This is a genomic window from Flavobacterium sp. LC2016-12 (assembly GCF_015351595.1).
Classification (GTDB): domain Bacteria; phylum Bacteroidota; class Bacteroidia; order Flavobacteriales; family Flavobacteriaceae; genus Flavobacterium.
In genome coordinates this window covers 1-20,368 of the sequence record NZ_JADKPT010000006.1, presented here as the reverse complement: position 1 = coordinate 20,368, position 20,368 = coordinate 1, and the positions used below count along the sequence as shown (strand labels likewise).

At 33.1% G+C, this 20,368-nt stretch carries 20 protein-coding genes; 11 read left to right on the top strand and 9 right to left on the bottom strand.

Annotated features, from left to right (window positions below):
* Positions 1-23: 23 nt before the first annotated feature.
* The 6 genes from IRZ99_RS11325 to IRZ99_RS11300 form a co-directional block, all read right to left on the bottom strand.
* Entirely contained in the window at positions 24-473 is a 450-nt protein-coding gene (locus tag IRZ99_RS11325) for a hypothetical protein (RefSeq protein WP_194657372.1), read from the bottom strand.
* A gap of 157 nt (positions 474-630) precedes the next feature.
* Positions 631-2,079 carry a serine hydrolase domain-containing protein gene (locus tag IRZ99_RS11320; protein ID WP_194657371.1) on the bottom strand — a complete coding sequence of 483 codons (1,449 nt, stop codon included), beginning with the start codon at positions 2,077-2,079 and terminating at the stop codon, positions 631-633.
* A gap of 232 nt (positions 2,080-2,311) precedes the next feature.
* The gene (locus IRZ99_RS11315) at positions 2,312-2,812 is read right to left on the bottom strand and encodes a nuclear transport factor 2 family protein (protein ID WP_194657370.1); all 501 of its coding nucleotides are present in this window, start codon (positions 2,810-2,812) and stop codon (positions 2,312-2,314) included.
* Positions 2,812-4,344 carry a serine hydrolase gene (locus IRZ99_RS11310; protein WP_194657369.1) on the bottom strand — a complete coding sequence of 511 codons (1,533 nt, stop codon included), beginning with the start codon at positions 4,342-4,344 and terminating at the stop codon, positions 2,812-2,814. The genes IRZ99_RS11315 and IRZ99_RS11310 overlap by 1 nt, the downstream gene beginning before the upstream one ends.
* A gap of 77 nt (positions 4,345-4,421) precedes the next feature.
* On the bottom strand, positions 4,422-5,216 hold the full coding sequence (locus tag IRZ99_RS11305; protein ID WP_194657368.1) for a helix-turn-helix domain-containing protein: 795 nt from the start codon (positions 5,214-5,216) through the stop codon (positions 4,422-4,424).
* Positions 5,217-5,758: 542 nt separating this feature from the next.
* On the bottom strand, positions 5,759-6,352 hold the full coding sequence (locus tag IRZ99_RS11300) for a GNAT family N-acetyltransferase (RefSeq protein WP_194657367.1): 594 nt from the start codon (positions 6,350-6,352) through the stop codon (positions 5,759-5,761).
* Positions 6,353-6,824: 472 nt separating this feature from the next.
* On the opposite strand from IRZ99_RS11300, the gene IRZ99_RS11295 reads away from it, so the two are divergent.
* Positions 6,825-8,165, top strand: a complete 1,341-nt coding sequence (locus IRZ99_RS11295; protein ID WP_194657366.1) for an NAD(P)/FAD-dependent oxidoreductase — start codon at positions 6,825-6,827, stop codon at positions 8,163-8,165.
* Positions 8,166-8,257: 92 nt separating this feature from the next.
* Here IRZ99_RS11295 and IRZ99_RS11290 read toward each other — a convergent pair whose 3' ends face one another.
* Positions 8,258-9,775 carry a helicase HerA-like domain-containing protein gene (locus IRZ99_RS11290; RefSeq protein ID WP_194657365.1) on the bottom strand — a complete coding sequence of 506 codons (1,518 nt, stop codon included), beginning with the start codon at positions 9,773-9,775 and terminating at the stop codon, positions 8,258-8,260.
* 379 nt (positions 9,776-10,154) lie between these two features.
* On the opposite strand from IRZ99_RS11290, the gene IRZ99_RS11285 reads away from it, so the two are divergent.
* The 8 genes from IRZ99_RS11285 to IRZ99_RS11255 all read left to right on the top strand — a co-directional run bounded on the left by IRZ99_RS11285 (position 10,155) and on the right by IRZ99_RS11255 (position 16,648).
* Positions 10,155-10,979, top strand: a complete 825-nt coding sequence (locus tag IRZ99_RS11285) for a MotA/TolQ/ExbB proton channel family protein (protein ID WP_194657364.1) — start codon at positions 10,155-10,157, stop codon at positions 10,977-10,979.
* Positions 10,980-11,035: 56 nt separating this feature from the next.
* Positions 11,036-11,662 carry a biopolymer transporter ExbD gene (locus IRZ99_RS11280; protein WP_194657363.1) on the top strand — a complete coding sequence of 209 codons (627 nt, stop codon included), beginning with the start codon at positions 11,036-11,038 and terminating at the stop codon, positions 11,660-11,662.
* 19 nt (positions 11,663-11,681) lie between these two features.
* On the top strand, positions 11,682-12,239 hold the full coding sequence (locus IRZ99_RS11275) for a biopolymer transporter ExbD (protein WP_194657362.1): 558 nt from the start codon (positions 11,682-11,684) through the stop codon (positions 12,237-12,239).
* Between the two features lie 37 nt (positions 12,240-12,276).
* Positions 12,277-13,074, top strand: a complete 798-nt coding sequence (locus IRZ99_RS11270) for an energy transducer TonB (protein ID WP_194657361.1) — start codon at positions 12,277-12,279, stop codon at positions 13,072-13,074.
* Entirely contained in the window at positions 13,074-13,304 is a 231-nt protein-coding gene (locus tag IRZ99_RS21205; protein WP_026983456.1) for a hypothetical protein, read from the top strand. The genes IRZ99_RS11270 and IRZ99_RS21205 overlap by 1 nt, the downstream gene beginning before the upstream one ends.
* Positions 13,305-13,306: 2 nt before the next feature.
* On the top strand, positions 13,307-14,230 hold the full coding sequence (locus IRZ99_RS11265) for a PstS family phosphate ABC transporter substrate-binding protein (protein WP_194657360.1): 924 nt from the start codon (positions 13,307-13,309) through the stop codon (positions 14,228-14,230).
* Positions 14,231-14,246: 16 nt separating this feature from the next.
* Positions 14,247-15,914, top strand: a complete 1,668-nt coding sequence (locus IRZ99_RS11260) for a tetratricopeptide repeat protein (protein ID WP_194657359.1) — start codon at positions 14,247-14,249, stop codon at positions 15,912-15,914.
* A gap of 101 nt (positions 15,915-16,015) precedes the next feature.
* Entirely contained in the window at positions 16,016-16,648 is a 633-nt protein-coding gene (locus IRZ99_RS11255; protein WP_194657358.1) for a 7-carboxy-7-deazaguanine synthase QueE, read from the top strand.
* Between the two features lie 80 nt (positions 16,649-16,728).
* Here IRZ99_RS11255 and IRZ99_RS11250 read toward each other — a convergent pair whose 3' ends face one another.
* Positions 16,729-17,274, bottom strand: a complete 546-nt coding sequence (locus tag IRZ99_RS11250; RefSeq protein WP_194657357.1) for a YfiT family bacillithiol transferase — start codon at positions 17,272-17,274, stop codon at positions 16,729-16,731.
* Positions 17,275-17,292: 18 nt separating this feature from the next.
* Positions 17,293-18,000: a bifunctional 2-polyprenyl-6-hydroxyphenol methylase/3-demethylubiquinol 3-O-methyltransferase UbiG gene (locus tag IRZ99_RS11245; RefSeq protein ID WP_194657356.1), complete on the bottom strand. Its 708-nt coding sequence runs from the start codon at positions 17,998-18,000 to the stop codon at positions 17,293-17,295.
* Between the two features lie 74 nt (positions 18,001-18,074).
* Here IRZ99_RS11245 and IRZ99_RS11240 point away from each other — a divergent pair, with 74 nt between their 5' ends.
* Positions 18,075-18,569 carry a YkgJ family cysteine cluster protein gene (locus IRZ99_RS11240; protein ID WP_194657355.1) on the top strand — a complete coding sequence of 165 codons (495 nt, stop codon included), beginning with the start codon at positions 18,075-18,077 and terminating at the stop codon, positions 18,567-18,569.
* 118 nt (positions 18,570-18,687) lie between these two features.
* Complete coding sequence (locus IRZ99_RS11235; protein WP_194657354.1) at positions 18,688-19,923, top strand: ABC transporter permease; 1,236 nt, start codon at positions 18,688-18,690, stop codon at positions 19,921-19,923.
* The last annotated feature ends 445 nt before the right edge of the window (positions 19,924-20,368 follow it).

Here is a 20,368-nt window from a genome sequence, read left to right as displayed (position 1 = left end):
TGCTCCTTTGCAACTTTGAACCTTTATTTAGAGATATACTTCCCCTTAACAATGTCATTTGCGAAAATATTCAGATTATTAAGCAACACTTTATTTGTTGTCATAATGTTCGTGGTCTGATAAGCAGTATTTTTTTCATAGGCTTTTAATAAAGTCTCTAATTCGACTTCGTCATAAAAAGCAAAAATATTGTAGATAGCGTCTCTGAAATTTTTGTAGTTGATACTTTCTGTAATTTCCATTGCTTTTTGCTCGTTCCAGCCTTCTTTGGCGGAAGCCTCATTTATTTTAGTGAGACAATAATCAATAACATAGGTTTTGTAATGAGCTGCTTCGATAATTTTATCAACGATAATTTTATTTTGTTGCGTCGGCATGGCCGGCGGTGGCGGGTTGGTTTGAGAAATACAAATATTAGTAACAAACAGGCATAGCACTGATGCCAAAAAGGCATGCTTTCTTAGATTTTTCATAGGTTATTTTAATGTTTTTGGGCAGTGCTAAAATAATATTTTTTAAGATAAATTATCAAACTTCATTGTTAGAAATTGTAACAAAAAAACTTCGATAATACCGTTTTAAATTGGCACTATCGAAGTTGTTTTGTAATTTTTGAGGTTTATTATTTTACTATTTTGAAATTTCTGCTAAAACCTTTTTTCCTGCTTCATTTTGTGGGTCCAGTTCAACAGATTTAGTGTAATTTTCAATAGCCAGATTTTTGTCTCCATCTGCTAAATAAGCTTCACCCAAACTATCATAAACATTGCCGGATTTTGGGAAGTTTTCGACATTGATTTTAAAAACTTCTATAGCTTCTTTCTTTTTTCCATTTTGTAATAATACATACCCAACTCTATTTATATCGGTTTCTTTAATAGCAAAGGTAGGATCTTTTTTCAATTTTTTATAAAGCTCTGTACCCGCGATTGCTCCGTTTTCTGAATAAACATCTAAAAGGTCAAGTGCTAGTGATTTTTTAGGTTCATTAAAAGGCTGATTGTATAAAATAGCTCTGATACTCTCGTTCATTTCACCTAAAATTGTTCCGCCAGTATTATTTAATAAAACGACTAAGTTCTTATCTACAGGAACTCTGGAAATAATGGTATTAAATCCGTTAATGCCTCCTCCATGTTCAATAATTTTCAATTTAGCTTTGTCTCCGTTTGGAGCTTCTTCTAAAAACCATCCGTACCCGTAAGAACCACCTCCGGCTTTTATATAAGGTTTGAACAAGGATTCCGTAGATTTTTCCGAAAGTAATTTAGTCGTGTAAAGCGCCTGGTCCCAAAGGTACAAATCTTCAACAGTTGAGTATAAAGATCCTGCCGCATACGGAATGCTCATGTCTAAATAAGCAGAATTAACGATTTTCTTACCTTGTTTTTCATAACCAGCAGCTCTGTTTTTTAGAATAATTTCGCTGTGATCGTATCCTGTATTAACCATTTTTAATGGCGTTAGAATGGTTTCTTGTAAATATTGCTCATAGGTTTTCCCTGAAACCTTCTCAATAATATAGCCTAATAAAAAATACCCGGAATTACTGTAATTAAATTTTTCGCCTGGTGTAAATTCAAGTGGTAAACTCGAAAATGTCTTTACTAATTCTTCAGGAGTATAGGGGTTCCTACTTTTTTCTTTGAAGAAATTAGGAGCCGAAGTATAATTTGGAATTCCGGAAGTATGCGTTAATAAATGATGAATCGTTATTTTATCACCGTTTGCTTTTGGGTAAGCGGGTAGATAAGTGGTAATTGGAACATCAAGTTTTAGTTTTCCTTCTTCGGCCAGTTTAACAAGTAAGAAAGCTGTAAATTGTTTACTGATAGAGCCTAATCTGAATTTAGTGTCGGGTTGGTTTGGAATATTCCATTCCATATTGGCAGAACCATATCCCTTTTTGAAAATGACTTTTCCGTTTTCAGATACTAGAGCAGTTCCATTAAATTGCCCGTATTCGTTGTATTTACTTAAAAGCTGATCGATTTTTTTTGCTTTGTCTTGCGCTACAACGCTAAAAGTATACAGTGTGGCTATAAAACACACCGCAATAAGTTTGATTGATTTGTTCATGGTCATTGATGATTATTGATTAAGATTAATGATTCGTTGTTTGATTTTTTGATTGATGATTGAAACTGTTTAATTATCTGAATTTTAATTTGTTATACGAATGTACAAATTAAAAATGATGATGATATTCGCGTTCGATTCTTGTTAGACGATTCAAAAGCGATTTGGTTTCATAGCAATCTACTTTTTTTTGTATTTCTTTAAAAAATAATAAATGGGACAAAAAAAAGAGCTATTTTTTAATAGCTCTATGTTCATAACTAACAATTCTTTTCAAAACCCAATCTTTGTCTTTTCTCTCCCAAATATGAACAAATTTGCCAGTTCCGCTAGGCTTTCCATCAACATAGAAAGTGTGTTCGCCAATTTGTACGGCTCCAAAATCACCTAATTTATCTATGGTACAGGAGTTTAATTTTCTGGTCAGTGTCTCAGATCTTCCACATTTATCCAGTAATGATTTTATTTCATTTCCTTTGGAGGTGTTTAATCCGGAACGATCGTCGTAAAATTCTATATCATCAGCTATTATTTTTTTGAAAAGTGCAGCATCACATTGATTGAACGAAACATCAAATAATAAACTGTCCATCTTCATGATTTCTGTTTTTAAAACATCCATTTTTAAAACTTCACTATTGGTCTGCGCTTTTGCTTCTCTGCTTAAAAAAAGCATGAAAAGAATCAATACATTCATCATGGTTTCCATAGTTTTGATTTTCTTGTTATTCATTATTTCGTTTCAATATCAATTAGTTTTTGCCCATTTTCTCCCAGATAATTTAAAAGAAGCTTTTCGTAAACCTTATAGCCGTCATCGACATTGGTAAAAATTATCAAGCCTTGTTTTGTTTTTGGAAGAAGAAAAAAGAGTGTCTGAACACCTTGATCTGCGCCACCGTGCGACAACGCATAATTATCATTCCCTAAATCATAGATTTCAAAACCCAAACCAAAGTATTTGTCTTTTTTCTTTTGAGCGACCTGATGCGAATTCATTTCTTCAAAAATCTTTTTGCTCAAACCTTCGCCATTCATTACACTGCATAAAAAGGTACCATAATCCTGAATGGTGGTTAATAGATCATCAGCGGCATTTGCAGTCTTGTTTTTAACGGGCTCGTAAGCGTTTCCTTTATTGTTATAATTAATGGCGTATCTGGAAACATCAGTTATGTCATTCCAAATGAATTTAGTGTCATTCATTTTTAGCGGTTTAAAAATCAATTCATCCGCTAATTGATCTAATGTTTTATGGAATTTCTTTTCTAAAGCTTTTCTTAAATATTCCATTCCTTCGCCTGAGTATGAGTATTGAGTTCCAGGTTTAAATTTGAAATCAAGTTTTTTAGACTCATTCATAAATCTCCAATTCGGAAAACCCGTTTGGTGGCTTAAAATGATTCTTGTAGTTAACAATTTATGATTCGGATCGTTGCTAATATCCGGATCGATCCAATACTTGTCTAAAGTTTCGTCTAAATTCCATTTTCCCTGACTTACTAATTTCAAAGCCACGATCGAAGTAATGGGTTTGGTTAATGATGCTACATTCCAAATGGTGCTATAAGGTGCAGCAACTCCTTTTTTAAGTTCGCCAAATACTTTTATTTCCTGAAGTTTTCCGTTATTGATAATCCCAATTCCTAAAGTTGGAACGTTATTTTGTTGCAGCCATTTTTCAATTTCCTCATCATTGTCAAAAATATTTGATTTGGTTCCGGCAGTGCTAGTATTTTGATGGTCATAACTAAAAGATCTTCTTAGTTTCCAAACACCATTTTGTAAAAGCCAAACATGAGTAAATTTTGCTGTACTGCCAAAATGTTCTTTTGCATCCGTTAATGATTCATTTTTACCAACTGATTTTTCATAAAATTGATGAATTCCCATTTGCATAGCGCCGTATAAAACACCTTTTTTGTATAAAGGATAAACCTCTGTGCTATTTGGAACTAAATATCTTCTGGCTTTATATGTCGTTGGTGAGCCGCACAAACCTTTTTTAAAATTACGAAGAAATTCAGCTTTATCAGAAATGCTGTCTTTGTCATGGTAAAATTCAAAATCGGCTGTAAATAGATTTTCGAACTGAGAACTATCGCAAGTATTGAAGCCAACATTAAAAAGTAGACTGTCTTTGGACATAATAGTTTTGTACAATTCCGAGTTTTTTTCTTCCTGGGAGAATCCAGGTTGGATTTGGAAGAACAGGATTCCAATTAAAATGGTTTTTAAATGGAAAATTGATTTGTTGATTTTCATTTTGTGAGTGATTGTTGATTGATGATATTGCAAAATTAAATCAATCGTTCATCACAAAATTGTACAAATGCGAAATGTTATCTTTTTTTGGAAAGAAAATACGAGTCCGAATTGAACATTTTTGGAGTTGTTTTCGTCACATCTTTAAATTGCTTTATAAAATGTGACTGATCAAAATATTGATTGTAAAGCGCAACATCGGTTAGTTTTAATTTCTCTAAACCAGAATGCACCATTTGATCAACCGATTTTCTGAATTTTAGAATCTGGATGTATTTTTTAATGGTCAGTCCGGTTGACGATTTGAATTTGATTTGAAGCATTCGCTGCGAAGCATTTAAACTTTTCCCAATTTCTGAAACCGTAATTTCTTCATGATGAATTTTGATGATTTCGCAGATTTTTTCAATTGTATTTTTTGAAGAAGTAATTGAATTTAATTCCTCGAAGTAGATATTAATTCTATTTAATAAAACAGAAATATCACTGTTTAAATTAGTTTTAAAAGGCAATTCAGATGGGTCAATTTTGATTATAGAATCGGTAAAATTATTTAAATTATATTTTGGAAAAAACGAAAGTGTCCAGGCGTGCAGTTGTATAATCGTAACTTTAGTTTTCGGTTGAATATTAACCAAAACCTTATTGGTCATTTGCGAACAAAAGTAAAAACCTTCGCTCATTAGATATTTATTTTTGCTCGTATGAACTTCTATAGAATTCCCGGTTACAATGGCAAGATTAAAACATCCATTTGGTAAAACGAGTTTGTTTTCAATTAGGCTTTCGCCGATGCTGTTGTCGAGACACCAAATTTTATTCACGAACCTTTCGCAAGTTTTGCTGACATAATGTTCTGAATATAGGTTCATTTTATAAATGTTTAATGTTTTTAGTTTTGAAGATAAAGTCTGATACTGCTTTATAAGAACTATTATTTTAATATAACATCAAGAATTATATACTTTAGTAGGTAACAGAAAATGAATGGTAAAATAGCTAAACCATATTGAAACCATTCGTCAATAGATTCAGCCTCGTCAGATTCAATATCATTCCAAACAGTATTATATCTTCTTTTGAAATACAGATTACGGTTATATTTTTTTAAAATATAGTCATCGCAACATTTATACATTAATAAAAAGAACAATAAAGATAGAGATAAAAATAACGTCTCTTTTCGATTTTGTAACATTTGAGAATTAAAGATAATAATAGAAATTATTGGAGATAAAATTGAAAAGTATAGAAACAAGTTATATGTTTTTTTCGCTCGTAAAATTCTATGACTAGGAGGATGAACAAATGTTACAAACCAAATAAACCCAAATCCTAAAGAGATAGTAATTAAACTTATTGTTTCCATATTAACTTTTCTTAGATATTGATTAAAAAGCTAAAATATATAAATCTATTTGAACTCTGCAAAATATCCTCGTTTAGTAATCTCCCATTCCTCCAAAATAACACTATAATAAACATCATCCTTACTCTTTCCTTCAGAATCAACATAATTATTTCTAAAAATCCCTTCTTTAACCGCCCCTAATTTTTCAATTGCTCTTTGTGATTTTTTGTTCTCTAAATCAGCGCTAAATTGTATCCTTTTGAATTGAATATTTTCGAAACCAAAATTCAGTAACTCATATTTGCAGGCTTTATTTAAACCAGTTCTCTGAAATGCTTTTCCATACCAGGTCCAGCCAATTTCGCATTTTTGGCTCGCATGGTTTAAGTAGCCATATCGAGTGCTTCCGGCAACTTTATTGGTGGCTTTGTCAATGATTAAAAAAGGATAACAAATGCCTTCTGCTTTATGTTTTAGGGTGTTTTGAATGTAGTTTTCGAAGTCAGTTTCAGTTCGTACATACATTCCCATGTATTTCCAGATTTCATCGTCGAAAATGATTTCTTTGAGTTCGACGTTTCTTTCGTTTTCAAATGGAAGTAATAAAACGCGTTCGTTTTCTAAAATGATGTTTGATTGTAATAGTTCGCTATTCATTGGTTTTAAGTTTTTGCCACAAAGTCACAAAGACGCAAAGTTTTTTTAAGTAATCTTGTCATCCTGACGGAAGGATCACACGCGTAACTCGACAAAGATTGGAGAATTTCTGTACGGAGTTTCTAGTGTGATCTTTCCTCCGTCAGGATGACAAAAAACAAAACTTCGCGCTTTTGCGTCTCTGCGAGATTATTTCTTTAGCGAAAGTAGCGCTTTTCATATTTCTAATAAATCTATAAAAAAGGGATTTTGTTATGAAAACGAGTCTTGCATGAGGGATAGAAGCGGCATCTCCCGATTTAGAAAAACAAGGCTTTTTAGCCGTAGTTTTTGTTAATCGGGAATATAGCGGATAGCCCGACCCGCTTTTTTCGGCGGGTCATGCCCATATAAATCATAAATATTTCCTTTATTTTTAAGCTCTTGTAGAATTATTACTTATTTTTACGATCTTATATTTAGATTTTTCTTGATGCAAACTTCACTAAAAATTGCCGTTGTAGGTTCTGGATTGGTAGGATCGCTGTTGGCAATTTATCTTAAAAAAGCAGGTCACACCGTTCATGTTTATGATCGCAGTCCTGATATTCGCAAAATTAATTTTTCGGGTCGTTCTATTAATCTGGCTATGTCTAATCGTGGTTGGAGGGCGCTTGATGGCGTTGGTGTTGGCGATGCGGTTCGTGAAATTGCGATTCCGATGGACAAACGTGCGATACATTTAGTCGATAAACTCAATTTTCAGAATTACGGACAGGAAGGCGAATCGATTTATTCGATTTCAAGGGGAACTTTGAACAGAAAAATGATTGATCTTGCAGAACAAGCCGGAGCTGAATTTTTGTTTGACCAAAAAATCTGGGATGTGACACTGAGCGATGCAACTTTGCATATTGGCGAAACCGAAAGGGGCGAGTGGGAGGAGAAAAAATACGATATGGTTTTTGGTGCCGATGGTGCTTTTTCGAGAATTCGTCACAGAATGCAACGCCAGAGCATGTTTAATTATTCGCAGGAATTTTTGAATATGGGCTACAAAGAATTAAATATTCCGGCCAATGCCGATGCTACTCATAAATTAGATAAAAACTCATTCCACATTTGGCCTCGTGGTAAGTACATGTTGATTGCGCTTCCTAATTTGGATGGAAGTTTTACCTGTACTTTATTTATGCCTTTTGAAGGAGAAAATTCGTTTGAATCACTGACAGACCGAAAAATGGTAGAAGATTTCTTTGAGAAAAACTTTCCGGATTCGATTGAAGTGATTCCGAAGCTGGCTGAAGATTTTTTTAAGAATCCAACCAGTACTTTGGTTACCATGAAATGTTTTCCGTGGACATATGAAGATAAAATTGCTTTAATTGGTGATGCCTGTCACGCCATTGTTCCGTTTTACGGGCAAGGAATGAACGCGGGTTTTGAAGATATCACGGTTTTAAACGAAATGATCGAAAAGTACGGAAACGACTGGAAGAAGATTTTTTCTGAATATCAGATTTCCCGTAAACCAAATGCTGATGCTATTGCAGAACTTTCCTATCGCAATTTCATGGAAATGAGTACCAAAACAGCTGATGAGAAATTCTTGTTGCAAAAGAAAATCGAAAAAGCATTTTCAGATAAACATCCTGATAAATGGATTCCGCTTTACAGTCGTGTAACTTTTAGTGATCGACCATACGCCGAAGCTTTGGCAATTGGAGATTTTCAAAATGGAATTATGGAAGAAGTGCTAAAACTAGAGAACATTGAAAATATTTGGAACACGCCAGAAGTCGAAAATAAGATTCTGGAGTTGCTGAATAAATAATTTTCAATGTCAATAGCAATTACAATATCAAAAATCAATTAAGAATTTGGATTGATATTGTAATTGATTTTTGATATTGTAATTGATTCTTTTTACTTCTTGAAGATTTTTGAGAGTACGCCAAAAACACCTCTTATAAAGGTAGCACTCGTTACCACCTTCAAAACCGATTTCCCAACAACACTTGCAGTGCTAGGTTCAGATTTTGATGATTTTGTTGGTGCTTGTTCTTCTTGTTCGGCTGCAGCTTGTGTTGCTTCTTCGATTTTTTTGTTTAGCAATTCGTAAGCGCTTTCACGATCAATTTCCTCGTTATATTTTTTAACCAGTTTCGATTTACTGTTTATTTCCTCAATTTCGTCTGATGTTAAAATATCCATTCTGCTTTCTGGTGCACGCATCATCGTAGCCACAAGTGGTGTTGGAACTCCTTTTTCATTCAAAGCCGTAACCAAAGCTTCTCCAATACCTAAACTGGTAAGTAATTCTTCTGTTTTGTAATAGGCAGAAGTTGGGTAATTATCAGCTGTTTTCTTAATGGCCTGACGATCATTTGCGGTGAAAGCTCTAAGTGCGTGTTGAATTTTTAATCCTAATTGTGCCAATACACCGCTAGGGACATCCATTGGGTTTTGGGTTACAAAATAGACACCAATACCTTTAGAGCGAATTAGTTTTACGATAGTTTCAATTTGCTCTAATAATACTTTACTGGCTTCGTTGAAGATTAAGTGTGCTTCATCTATAAAGATCACTAATTCAGGTTGTTCAGAATCTCCTTTTTCGGGCATTTTCTGATAGATTTCCGCCAATAAACTCAACATAAAAGTCGAGAACAATTTAGGTTTATCCTGAATATCTGTCAGGCGGATGATGTTTACGTAACCTTTTCCGTTTTCGTCAATTCGCATTAGATCATCAATTTCAAAAGACAATTCGCCAAAAAACAAATCGGCACCTTGTTGTTCCAGTTCAATTATTTTTCTTAAAATCGTTCCGGTTGTGGCAGTTGAGATTTTGCCATAACTAGCCGCAATTTCGTCTTTACCTTCTTCGGTAATATAATTGATGACTTTTTTAATGTCTTTTAAATCCAATAAAGGCATTTGGTTGTCATCACAATATTTAAATATTACGGCTACAACTCCGGCCTGAGTATCGTTAAGATCCAAAATTCTTGAAAATAATACCGGACCAAATTCAGAAATCGTCGCACGAAGGCGAACTCCATCTTGTTTTGATAATGACATTAATTCGACAGGAAATGAAGCTACATTATAAGGTATGTTTATTTTTGTATGTCGCTCAGTAATAAAACCTTCCTCTTTTCCTTCTTTGGCGATGCCGCTAAAATCACCTTTTATATCCATCATCAAAACAGGAATTCCCGCATTGGATAATTGTTCGGAAAAAACCTGAATAGTTTTTGTTTTTCCAGTTCCGGTTGCACCAGCAATTAGTCCGTGACGATTTAGGGTTTTAAGAGGGATTTTTACATGAGCCTCTGCAATTGCTTCTCCATCCAGCATAGCGCCTCCCAAAATGATACTGTCACCTTTAGAAAGATAGCCTGTATTGATATCTTGAATGAAATTATCTTTTTTATTCATGTTTTTATTTGTAATTTAGATGATTATAAGACTATTGCTTGTTTTTTAAGAAATTGTATAATTATTTTTTAGTAGGAAAAAGCTTTTTTCGATTGAAAATACAATAAAAAAAAATTTCGCAACTTTTTAAGAAGATATCAATGGAATCTTTGAATATTTACTAAAACGTTGTAATTTTCCCATAAATCGCTCTTTTTTTTGTTTTATCAAAAAAAGAGGCAGGGCAATTTAATGAGATATTTTTTAAATTGACGTTAAATTTCCTTCAATAAAATTAAAAAAAGTTTTTTTATTTAAACTAAACGTATAAATTTGCTCCTCTACAAGTTAAATATAACTAAAAAATAAAAATTATTTAAAACTATTAAAATTAAAAAAAATGGCAAACGTTAAAGTTAAAAAAGAAAGCACTTCAAATGGAGGAGGAATGGTTACTGGAATCATTATTGCAGCGTGTATCTTAGTAGGGGTGTTTATTTGGAAATTCGTTATGGGATCACCTGCTAACTTTGAAGGAGGAAATCCTGAAACAGGTCACCCAATCAATACATTAGGTATGGTATATAAAGGAGGATTTATTGTACCAGTATTATTAGGTATGTTTTTAATGGTTGTTGTTTTTTCTATCGAAAGATTTATTGTTATTGGTAAAGCTGCAGGTAAAGCTAACTTAGATAAATTCATGCAAGGTGTTCAAGCAAGTATCAAAGAAGGAAACATCGAGGCTGCTATCGCTTCATGTGACAAACAACAAGGTTCAGTTGCAAACGCAATTAAATCTGCTTTGATTAAATATCAAGATGTTAAAAAAGAAGGTTTCAACAGTGAAGAGGCTTCAGAAGTAATCCACAAAGAAATCGAAGAGGCTACTTCATTAGAAATGCCAATGTTAGAAAAAAATATGACTATCATCTCTACTTTAGTATCATTAGGAACTTTAGGAGGATTATTAGGAACTGTATCAGGTATGATTAAAGCGTTTGGTGCGTTAGCTTCTGCTGGAACTCCAGACCAGGCTGCTCTTGCAACAGGTATCTCTGAAGCACTTATCAACACTGCAACAGGTATCTCTACTTCAGTATTAGCTATTATTTCTTATAACTTCTTTACTGCTAAAATTGATGATTTAACTTACTCTATCGATGAGGCTGGTACTACAATTGTAAATACTTACAGAAGATTCAGAGGAAGTTTGAAACAATAATTAATTTTTGATATTAATAATAAGTATTACTTATATCAAAATAAAAATAAAAGAGAATGGCTAAAATAAAAATGAAAAAAAAGTCAACATCGACAGATATGACTGCCATGTGTGATGTTGCGTTCCTTTTGCTTACGTTCTTTATTTTGACCGCTACTGCTAAGGTGCCTGAAGCACTTCCTGTAGATATGCCTGCTTCTGTTGCTGAATTTAAATTGCCTGACACTGATTTGGCAATTATTTCAATAGGAAAAGGAAAAGATGGGAAAAGCAAAGTGTTTTTTGACCTAAAAGGTAGAGAGATTCGTAAAAGAACTCTTGAAGGAATGGGTGCAAAATTCGGTGTGCAATTTTCAGAAGATGACAAAACCAAATTTGCTTTAATGGATGACTTCGGTGTTCCTGTTGCAAATTTGAAAGAGATCATCGGTATGAAAGCGTCTGATAGAGTGAAAGCAAATCAACCTGGAATTCCAATCGATTCTTTGGACAATCAATTAAAAGAGTGGCTTTTGGTTTCAAGAAGAGCTGCAATTGATATTGATGACAAAGAATTGCAAATTGCAATTAAAGGAGATGCTAAAGAACAGTATCCACAAATCAAAAAGATTATGGATATTTTACAAGATCAAAAAATCAATTCCTTTAACTTAGTTACGGGTATGAGAGGAAAAGACTTTTAATTAAAAAAGATACACTAAAATGGCTGAATTAAATACCGGCGACGGTGGTGGCGGAAAAGGTGGTAAAGTAAGAAGTAAAAAGCAAAATTCAAAAGTCGATTTAACGGCTATGGTGGATTTGGCATTCTTATTGATCACATTCTTTATGTTAACCACATCGTTGTCAAAACCTCAATCGATGGATTTGTCTCTGCCAGATAAAGATCCGGATTCGACTAAGACAAAAGATACTAAAGTAGATGAAAATCGTACAATGACTGTAATCTTAGGGGAAAATAATAAATTGACTTATTATATGGGATTATTAGAGAAGCCAATTGCTGGACCTAAAGATATTGCATATGGTAAAGATGGTATTCGTAGAGAACTGCTTACAAGAAAAAGAACAGTTTTAGAATATTCTGCTGCGAAAGGGAAACCTAAAAATGGAATCATAGTTATCATTAAGCCAACTAAAAAATCGAATTATCGTAATTTAGTTGATATTTTGGATGAAATGGCTATTACTGGAGTAGAAACTTATGCGATTGTTCCTGAGTTTACACCAGAGGAAAATAAATTGATAGATAAAAAATAAGATTTATCTTGTTTTAACATCCTAATAATCAAGAAAAATGAAATTAGATATTATAAAAAATCAGTGGCTTGATATCGTGTTCGAAGGACGTAATAAGATATATGGTGCATATGAGTTAAGAAAATCGAATAGCAAAACTACGGTTAAGGCACTTATCATAGGTTCGATTATTTTTAGCTTCGCTGTAGCAGCTCCTCTTATTGCTAGTTTTTTACCAGATTCTAGTGAAGATGACGTAGATCACAATGTTAAGATTGCTACAATAAAATTACCTCCTAAAAAAGAGGAAGTAAAACCTAACCAACCACCACCACCGCCACCACCACCAAAAGTGGATCAGGTGAAATTTACAAAACCAGTGGTTGCTAAGGCTGAAGAGGTTACTGAAGATCCTCCAAAAATTGAGGAACTTAAAGATAAAAAGGTAGGTTCTGAAACTATTAAAGGAGATCCGGATGCAGTTTTAACTGTTGATGAGCCAGTAGGTACTGGAACTGCTGCAGTAGTAGAAGAAGATAACCAAGTATACAACACAGCTGGTATCGAAGTAAAACCAGATTTCCCTGGAGGAATTGAGAAGTTCTACAAATTCGTAGGAAATAATTACAAGACTCCCGAAGAAGAAGGTTTAAAAGGTAAAGTTTATGTTACTTTTGTAGTTGAAAAAGACGGTTCATTAACCGACATTAAAGTTTTAAGGGATATCGGTTACGGTACAGGAGCAGAAGCAATTCGTGTTCTTAAAAAATGTCCAAAATGGACTCCTGGCGAGCAAAATGGTAAAAAAGTTAGAGTACTTTATTCTCTTCCTATTACTATTCAATCTGCAGAATAATGTTAAAAGATATGCTTAATAATATTCAGAAGAAATCGCTCAAAGAGCGATTTCTTCTTGTTTTAGGAATACTGTTTTTTTTAATATATCTTGTGCTGGGTTTAATGATTATGTTCTGGAAGAAATTGCCATTAGACATGGAACCTAAATACAGATATGCTTTTGGTGGCTTGCTGATTGTTTATTCAGCAATCCGTTTTCTGAGATTAATTAATTCAAACGCAGAGTAAATATGTTAAAATATAGTAGAGTTTTCGTTTTGGTAGTTTTTGTTTTTTTGTTTACCATGTGTAACCAAAAAAGCAAGAATGAATCAGAGAAAGAAACGATTCTAAAGGGTTCTATTGACATTACAGTTGATGAAACTGTAAAGCCTATTGTGGATGATCAGGTTGCTGTTTTTGAAGGTACTTACTATGATGCGAAAATTGCAGTTACCCCAAAATCGGAGTCAGAGGTTATTAATGATTTATTAAATCAGAAAGCCAAAGTCGTTATTACGACGAGAGATTTGACTAAAGAAGAATTGCAGGGATTTGAAAAAAGCAAAATTAAACCAAGAGTAACACCATTTGCTATAGATGCAATTGCTTTAATTTCAAACAAGAGCAATAATGACACATTAATTGCGTTGAAATCTGTAATTGATTTTATGCAGGGTAAAGCTGATCCAAGAATTAAAGGACTTGTTTTTGATAATCCGAATTCTAGTACAGTACGTTATATGAAAGAATTAGCTAAGGTAAAAGAGATTCCTGCTACTGGCGTTTTTTCCTTCAAAACAAATGATGAAGTTATTAAATTTGTTTCCGAAAATGATGGAATGATTGGTGTAGTTGGAGTGAATTGGTTGTCACAACCTTCTGCTGCTATGGCAGAAACAATTAAAAAAATTAATATTTTAAGCGTAAAAGGCTTAAATGATAGCAAATACTACAGTCCAAGTCAAAATGACCTGGCTGAAGTAAAATATCCTTTGGCACGTGATTTGTATATTATAAATTGTCAGGGTTATTCTGGATTAGGAATGGGATTTGCTTCATTCATTGCAGGAGAGATAGGACAGAGAATTGTATTGAAATCTGGATTACTGCCAGTCAGAACTCCGGGAAGAAAGCTAAAAATTAGAAGTCAGATTATAAACGATAAAGAATAAATTAATTACAATAAAGATGAATAAATTTAAAATTTTTAGTCTTGCCTTAGTTGCTTCAGCTTCTGTTGCAAAAGCGCAAGATATAAACCAGGCCAAAAAGGCAATTGATGCTGAACAATTTGAGAAAGCTAAATCTTTGCTGAAATCAATCATCAAAGCAAAACCTTCTGATGGAGAAGCTAATTTTGTTTTAGGTAATGTATACTTAAACCAAGCTATTGTTGATTCTGCTAAAATTTATTACTTAAATGGATTAGAAGCAGCAGATAAGAAAAACTTAAATTATATCGGTTTAGGTCAATTGGATCTTGATGCAAAAAATGCGGCTTCGGCTCAGGCAAATTTCGGTTTAGCTACAAAAGATATGAAGCGTAAAGATGTAAATGAGTTTATTTACATCGGTAGAGCTTATATGAATTCTACAAATCCTGATTATACAAATGCTGTTGCTAGTTTAAAGAAGGCTTTATTATTAGAGCCTCAAAACGCAACTGCACTTTTGGCAATTGGTGATGCTTATTATGGAGCAAACAATCAAAATGATGCATACAAAGCTTACCGTGACGCATTTACTGCTGACCCAACGCTTTTAAGAGCAAAAATGCAATTAGGTGTTTTATTAAAAGGTGCTAAATCTTACGATGAAGCAATTAAATCTTTCAATGAAGTTATTGCTGTAGATGCTAATTACGGACCAGTTTACAGAGAGCTTGCTGAAACCTATTACAAATGGGCTAGAAACAAGCCTTCTACAAGACAGGTTAATTATCAAAAAGCAATTCAGAACTACGAGAAGTACTTGAGTTTAACAGATTATTCTATGAACTCTAGGATGCGTCATGCAGATTTCTTGATCTTAGTTGAAGATTATAAAGCTCTTGAAAAAGAAGCTAACAAAATGATTGAGTTGGATAAAGTTAATCCTAGAATTTACAGATATTTAGGATATTCTGCTTATGAAAATGGTAACTATGATGTTGCAATTAAATCATTAGAAGATTACATGAAAGTGCCATCAAACAAAGTTATCGCAAAAGATAATTTATATTTAGGATTTGCTAAAATTAAAAAAGGAACTGATGCTGCTGGTGTAGTAGATCCTGCTGCTTTTGAAGCTGGTTTGGCTGAAATCAAAAAAGCGGTTGCAGTAGAGCCATTAGCTGTAGAAGATCTTGGAGATTTTGGAAAAGAATTGTTTGGTAAAAAACAATACAACCAAGCTGCTTCGATTTATGAATTGAGTACTAGCAATACTGAGCAAAAAAATTATCTAAATGATAATGTATACTATGGTATTTCTCTTTACTATGCAAATGCAAATAAAGAAAAAACTGCGATGGATGCTGCTGCTTTAGCTAAGGCTGATGCAGCTTTTGACAGAGTGTTGGTTGCTTCTCCTACTTATGATGAGGCTTACTTATACAAAGGTAGAATCAATAACTTATTGGAGAAAGATGATTTAATTATCAAAAACTACCAAGAGTATATCAATAAAACAACTGCAAAAGGTGCTGAAGAATTAGCAAAACCTGCTACAGTTAAAAAAATTGTAGAATCGTACAATTCGATTGGTGCTGCTTATGCTAACACTGACAAAGCAAAAGCTATTGAGAATTTCAATAAAAGTTTAGTTTTAGATCCAACTAACGCTTATGCTACTCAATCTGTGAAAGCTTTAAAATAAGAAAGGTTATTCAAATAAATATAAAACCGATAGTTCCTTTGAACTGTCGGTTTTTTTTGTTCCGTATTTAATTGACTATCTTTGCACTTTAAAATAAAATAATGTTATCAAAAGAAATACAATTAGAAGTTAATAAAGGAGCGATGTTGCCTTTAATGGAAGAGTTTTATACCATTCAGGGAGAAGGTTTCCATACTGGTACCGCTGCGTATTTTATTAGAATTGGAGGTTGCGATGTGGGTTGCCACTGGTGCGATGTGAAGGAAAGTTGGAATGCAGAATTGCATCCGCCAACAAGTGTTGATTTAATTGTAAAGAATGCTTCAAGTTATGCAGATACCGTTGTAATTACTGGAGGAGAGCCTTTAACCTGGGACATGAGTTTGTTGACACAGCAGTTAAAAGATAAAAATTTAAAAGTTCATATTGAAACATCAGGTGCTTATCCGCTTTCAGGAACCTGGGATTGGATTTGTCTTTCTCCGAAAAAAAATAAATTACCTACTCAAACCGTTTATGATAATGCACATGAGTTAAAAGTGATTATTTATAATAAACATGATTTTATCTTTGCAGAAGAGCAAGCAGATTTGGTAAACGATAATGCAATTTTATTCCTTCAGCCAGAATGGAGTAAGAAAGAGGAAATGACTCCGCTAATTGTTGATTATGTAATGAATAATCCAAAATGGAGGGTTTCACTTCAGACTCATAAATATTTGAATATCCCTTAAGTAATATAAACAAAAATCTCTTCAACTGAAGAGATTTTTGTTTATATACATATGTGTAAAAAAAAATAAACAAATTTTGTTTAGTCCCAGTTTTTATATTTTTTTAAAGTGGTAATGTGTGCCAAATGATGATTTCCATGCCAGGCATAAGTTCCGATAATTTGTTTAATTTGATATTCAGAATTGTTTTCTGGATGGATAAATGATTTTTTTAAATCAGTTTCTGATAAATTTTTCAAGATAAAGCCTATTCTGTAATGTAATCCTTCCAATAAACTTAATGTTGGTTGAATCGACATTCTTAAATTATCGGGTAATTCAGACCATAAAGTCTCGTCATACGCTTTTATGACAGGATTATTTTCCGTCAAAGCCCATTTAATTCGAATGAAACAATTCATATGACTTTCGGCGCAGTGATGTATTACTTGACGAACCGTCCATCCGCCAGGACGATAAGGTGTGTCTAATTGTTCATCACTCAAATGAAGCGATTCTTTTCTTAGTCTTTCAGGAAAGGACTCGATTTCCGCTATTTTTTCTGAAATATATTCAGAGGTAAACGCTTTCGGCGCTTCAAATTTTCCAATGGGAAATTTTAATTTCTCTAAATTTAGTTCTTCCATAATACTGTAATGATGTTTTTATATTGAAAGTTTAGCTAAATAATCATAGTGATCACCTTCTAAAATTAGTTCGCATTTTAGTCCATTTGCAATAGCAGCGTTTTGCAATGTGTTATAATCAAGATACAACCAATCAAAAGGGTCTTCTTTTTCTCCTTTGTACGAAATATTAAATACTAATTCACCGTAATAATCATTATTTGAGGGAATCCATTTCCCACCGTCTTCATCTTCATCAAACATATAAATAATATCTGAGCTGTCTAATAAAATTTGGCCATCTGGATTTAATAGTGATTTTAGCTTAGATAAATATTTATTGCAATTATCTAATTTTCCAAAAATTCCAACTCCATTCATTAATAAAATAATAGTGTCAAATTTTTCTCCTTCATAATCTAATATATTCTGAACTTTTGCATTTTTAACACCACGAAGTTTACAGGTTGCTATTGCTTTTTCAGAAATATCAATTGAAGTTACATCTAAATTGCGATCATTTTGTAATGATAAACTGTGACTTCCGGCTCCACAACCTACATCAAGTGTTTTTCCTGTAGTCAATTGAAGTGCTTTTTGTTCCAGTTTAGGCATTTCATTATAAGAACGAAATAAGTAATCGACACTCATTTCATCTTCTTCAGAAATAGAAGTTTCTGTTATTATATCTTCAGGCGAATTATTGGTCTGAAAATCGTACATCGCTTTTCCAAAAAGATCTTTCATGGTAATTTAGTTCAAAGTTTAAGGTTTCAAGTTTAAAGTTGTTTAATTTTGCACATCAACTTTAAATTTTAAACTTGAAACAAATTTTAAATAACTTAAATAAGTTAGCCAAAGATAAGCATATCGAAAACAAAAAGTATTTTGATAAGCTGAAAAAGAAGCAGCCGAAGAATTTAGATTACATCATGCAGGATTTACATGATGCCGAATTTAAAAAAACGGATTGCCTGCAATGTGCCAATTGTTGTAAAACAACCGGGCCGTTGTTTACTTTGGCTGATATCGAAAGAATTTCAAAATCTTTCAGACAAAAACCGCAGCAATTTATCGATCAGTATCTTCGTATTGACGAGGACAAAGATTATGTTTTAAAAAGTGTCCCTTGTACTTTTCTGGATAGTGAAAACTATTGTATGATTTACGATGTACGTCCAAAAGCCTGCAGGGAATTTCCTCATACAGATCGAAAAAAGTTTCATCAGATTGCAGATCTTACTTTAAAAAATGTCGCCATTTGCCCGGCAGCATATAATATAGTAGAAGAAATGAAAAAGAAATTACCACTTTAGAACTTAAATGTTTTGTAATTGTTTTTCGGAACAATTCTTTTTTACTTTTTAAAATGTATTTTTGAAGACAGTTGAATGTCAAATAAAGGACTAAACCACTAATCAGATAATATAAAAATTGAATCTAGAATATTTTATAGCCAAAAGACTAATCACTGCCAAAGATTATAAAAGCAGTATTTCAGCACCAATTATAAAAATTGCCATTTCGGCTATTGCCATCGGTATTATTATGATGTTGGTTTCAGTTGCAACCGGAATAGGTTTACAGCAAAAAATACGCGACAAAGTTTCAGCTTTCAATGGTCAGGTTATCATTTCGAATTACGACAATAACAATTCCGAGGTAACTTTGGTTCCTATTTCTAAAAAACAAGATTTTTATCCCAATTTCAAATCTGTTCCTGAAGTAAAGCACATTCAGGCAATCGCAAGTAAGGCCGGAATCATTCGAACCGAAAATGCTTTTGAAGGAATTATTTTCAAAGGAGTTGGTGCCGATTATGATTGGAATAATATAAAAGAATATTTAGTAGAAGGAAGATTGCCTGATTTCACGAAAGAACTAAATGAAGAAGTTATAATTTCAAGATTTCTTGCTGATCGTCTCAATTTAAAAGTAGGCGATAAATTCAATACTTTCTTTATAAAAGAAGAACAAGGCAAAATGCCAAATAGCCGCCGATTTAAAATTACAGGGATTTTTAATTCAGGTTTTCAAAATTTCGATGCGACATATATTATAGGAGATATTCGTCATATCCAAAAAATAAATAAATGGGCTCCAGATCAGGTCGGTGCTTTTGAGGTTTTTGTCAAAGACTTTACCAAAATTAAAGAAACAGGAGATGAAGTTTACGAGCAAACTTCATCGACGCTGGATACTGAGACAATAATAGAAAAATACAGTTACATTTTTGACTGGCTGCAGCTTTTCGATTTCAATATAATAGTCATTCTTGCTGTTATGATATTAGTAGCGACTATTAATATGGTTGTGGCATTATTGGTTCTTATTCTAGAGCGTACTCAAATGATTGGAATTCTAAAAGCACTTGGGGCAAATAACTGGACAGTTCGTAAAATATTTTTGTACAATGCATTTTATCTTATTATAAGAGGGCTCTTCTGGGGTAACTTAATCGGTATTTCATTATTGTTAATTCAGCAGCAGTTTGGTGTAATCCATTTAAACCCCGAAAACTATTATGTCAACGTAGCACCAGTATGTATAAACTGGGGTTATATTATACTTCTGAATATACTAACCGTTACGATTTGTTTCCTGGTATTGTTAATTCCATCCTATATCATAACGAGAATCTCGCCGGTAAAAGCCATTCGGTTCGATTAATATTTAAAACATAACGGATTCCAAGCCCGACAAGTTCTTAGAACATGTCGGGTTTGTTTTTTTTTGTACATATATAAAGGTGGAATTTCTACTATATTATATAAGAAGGATTCTTTAGAGAAGAATTAGTATTTTAATAAGGAGCTATTTCCCGCTATCCGCTACAATCTTTTGTGGTGAACCCCACCACAAAAGGATTTCCACTACTATCGGGGCTAGGAGAGTTGTTTTCAAGAGAGGGCTTATATATAAGTATAGAAAGATACGTGCCGGAAAAGCAGTGAAAAGAGACTTTTTGCCTTGGTGTCTTCGTGGCAAAGGCGGAAAAAGGCTAAAAAGAAGCTTAATTCGATATGTTGTAAAGTTCTCAGAAAAGAATGTGTTGTGATGTGAAGTCCATAAAAACGGCGTATTCGGAAATAAAAGAATTGAGACAAACACAAGT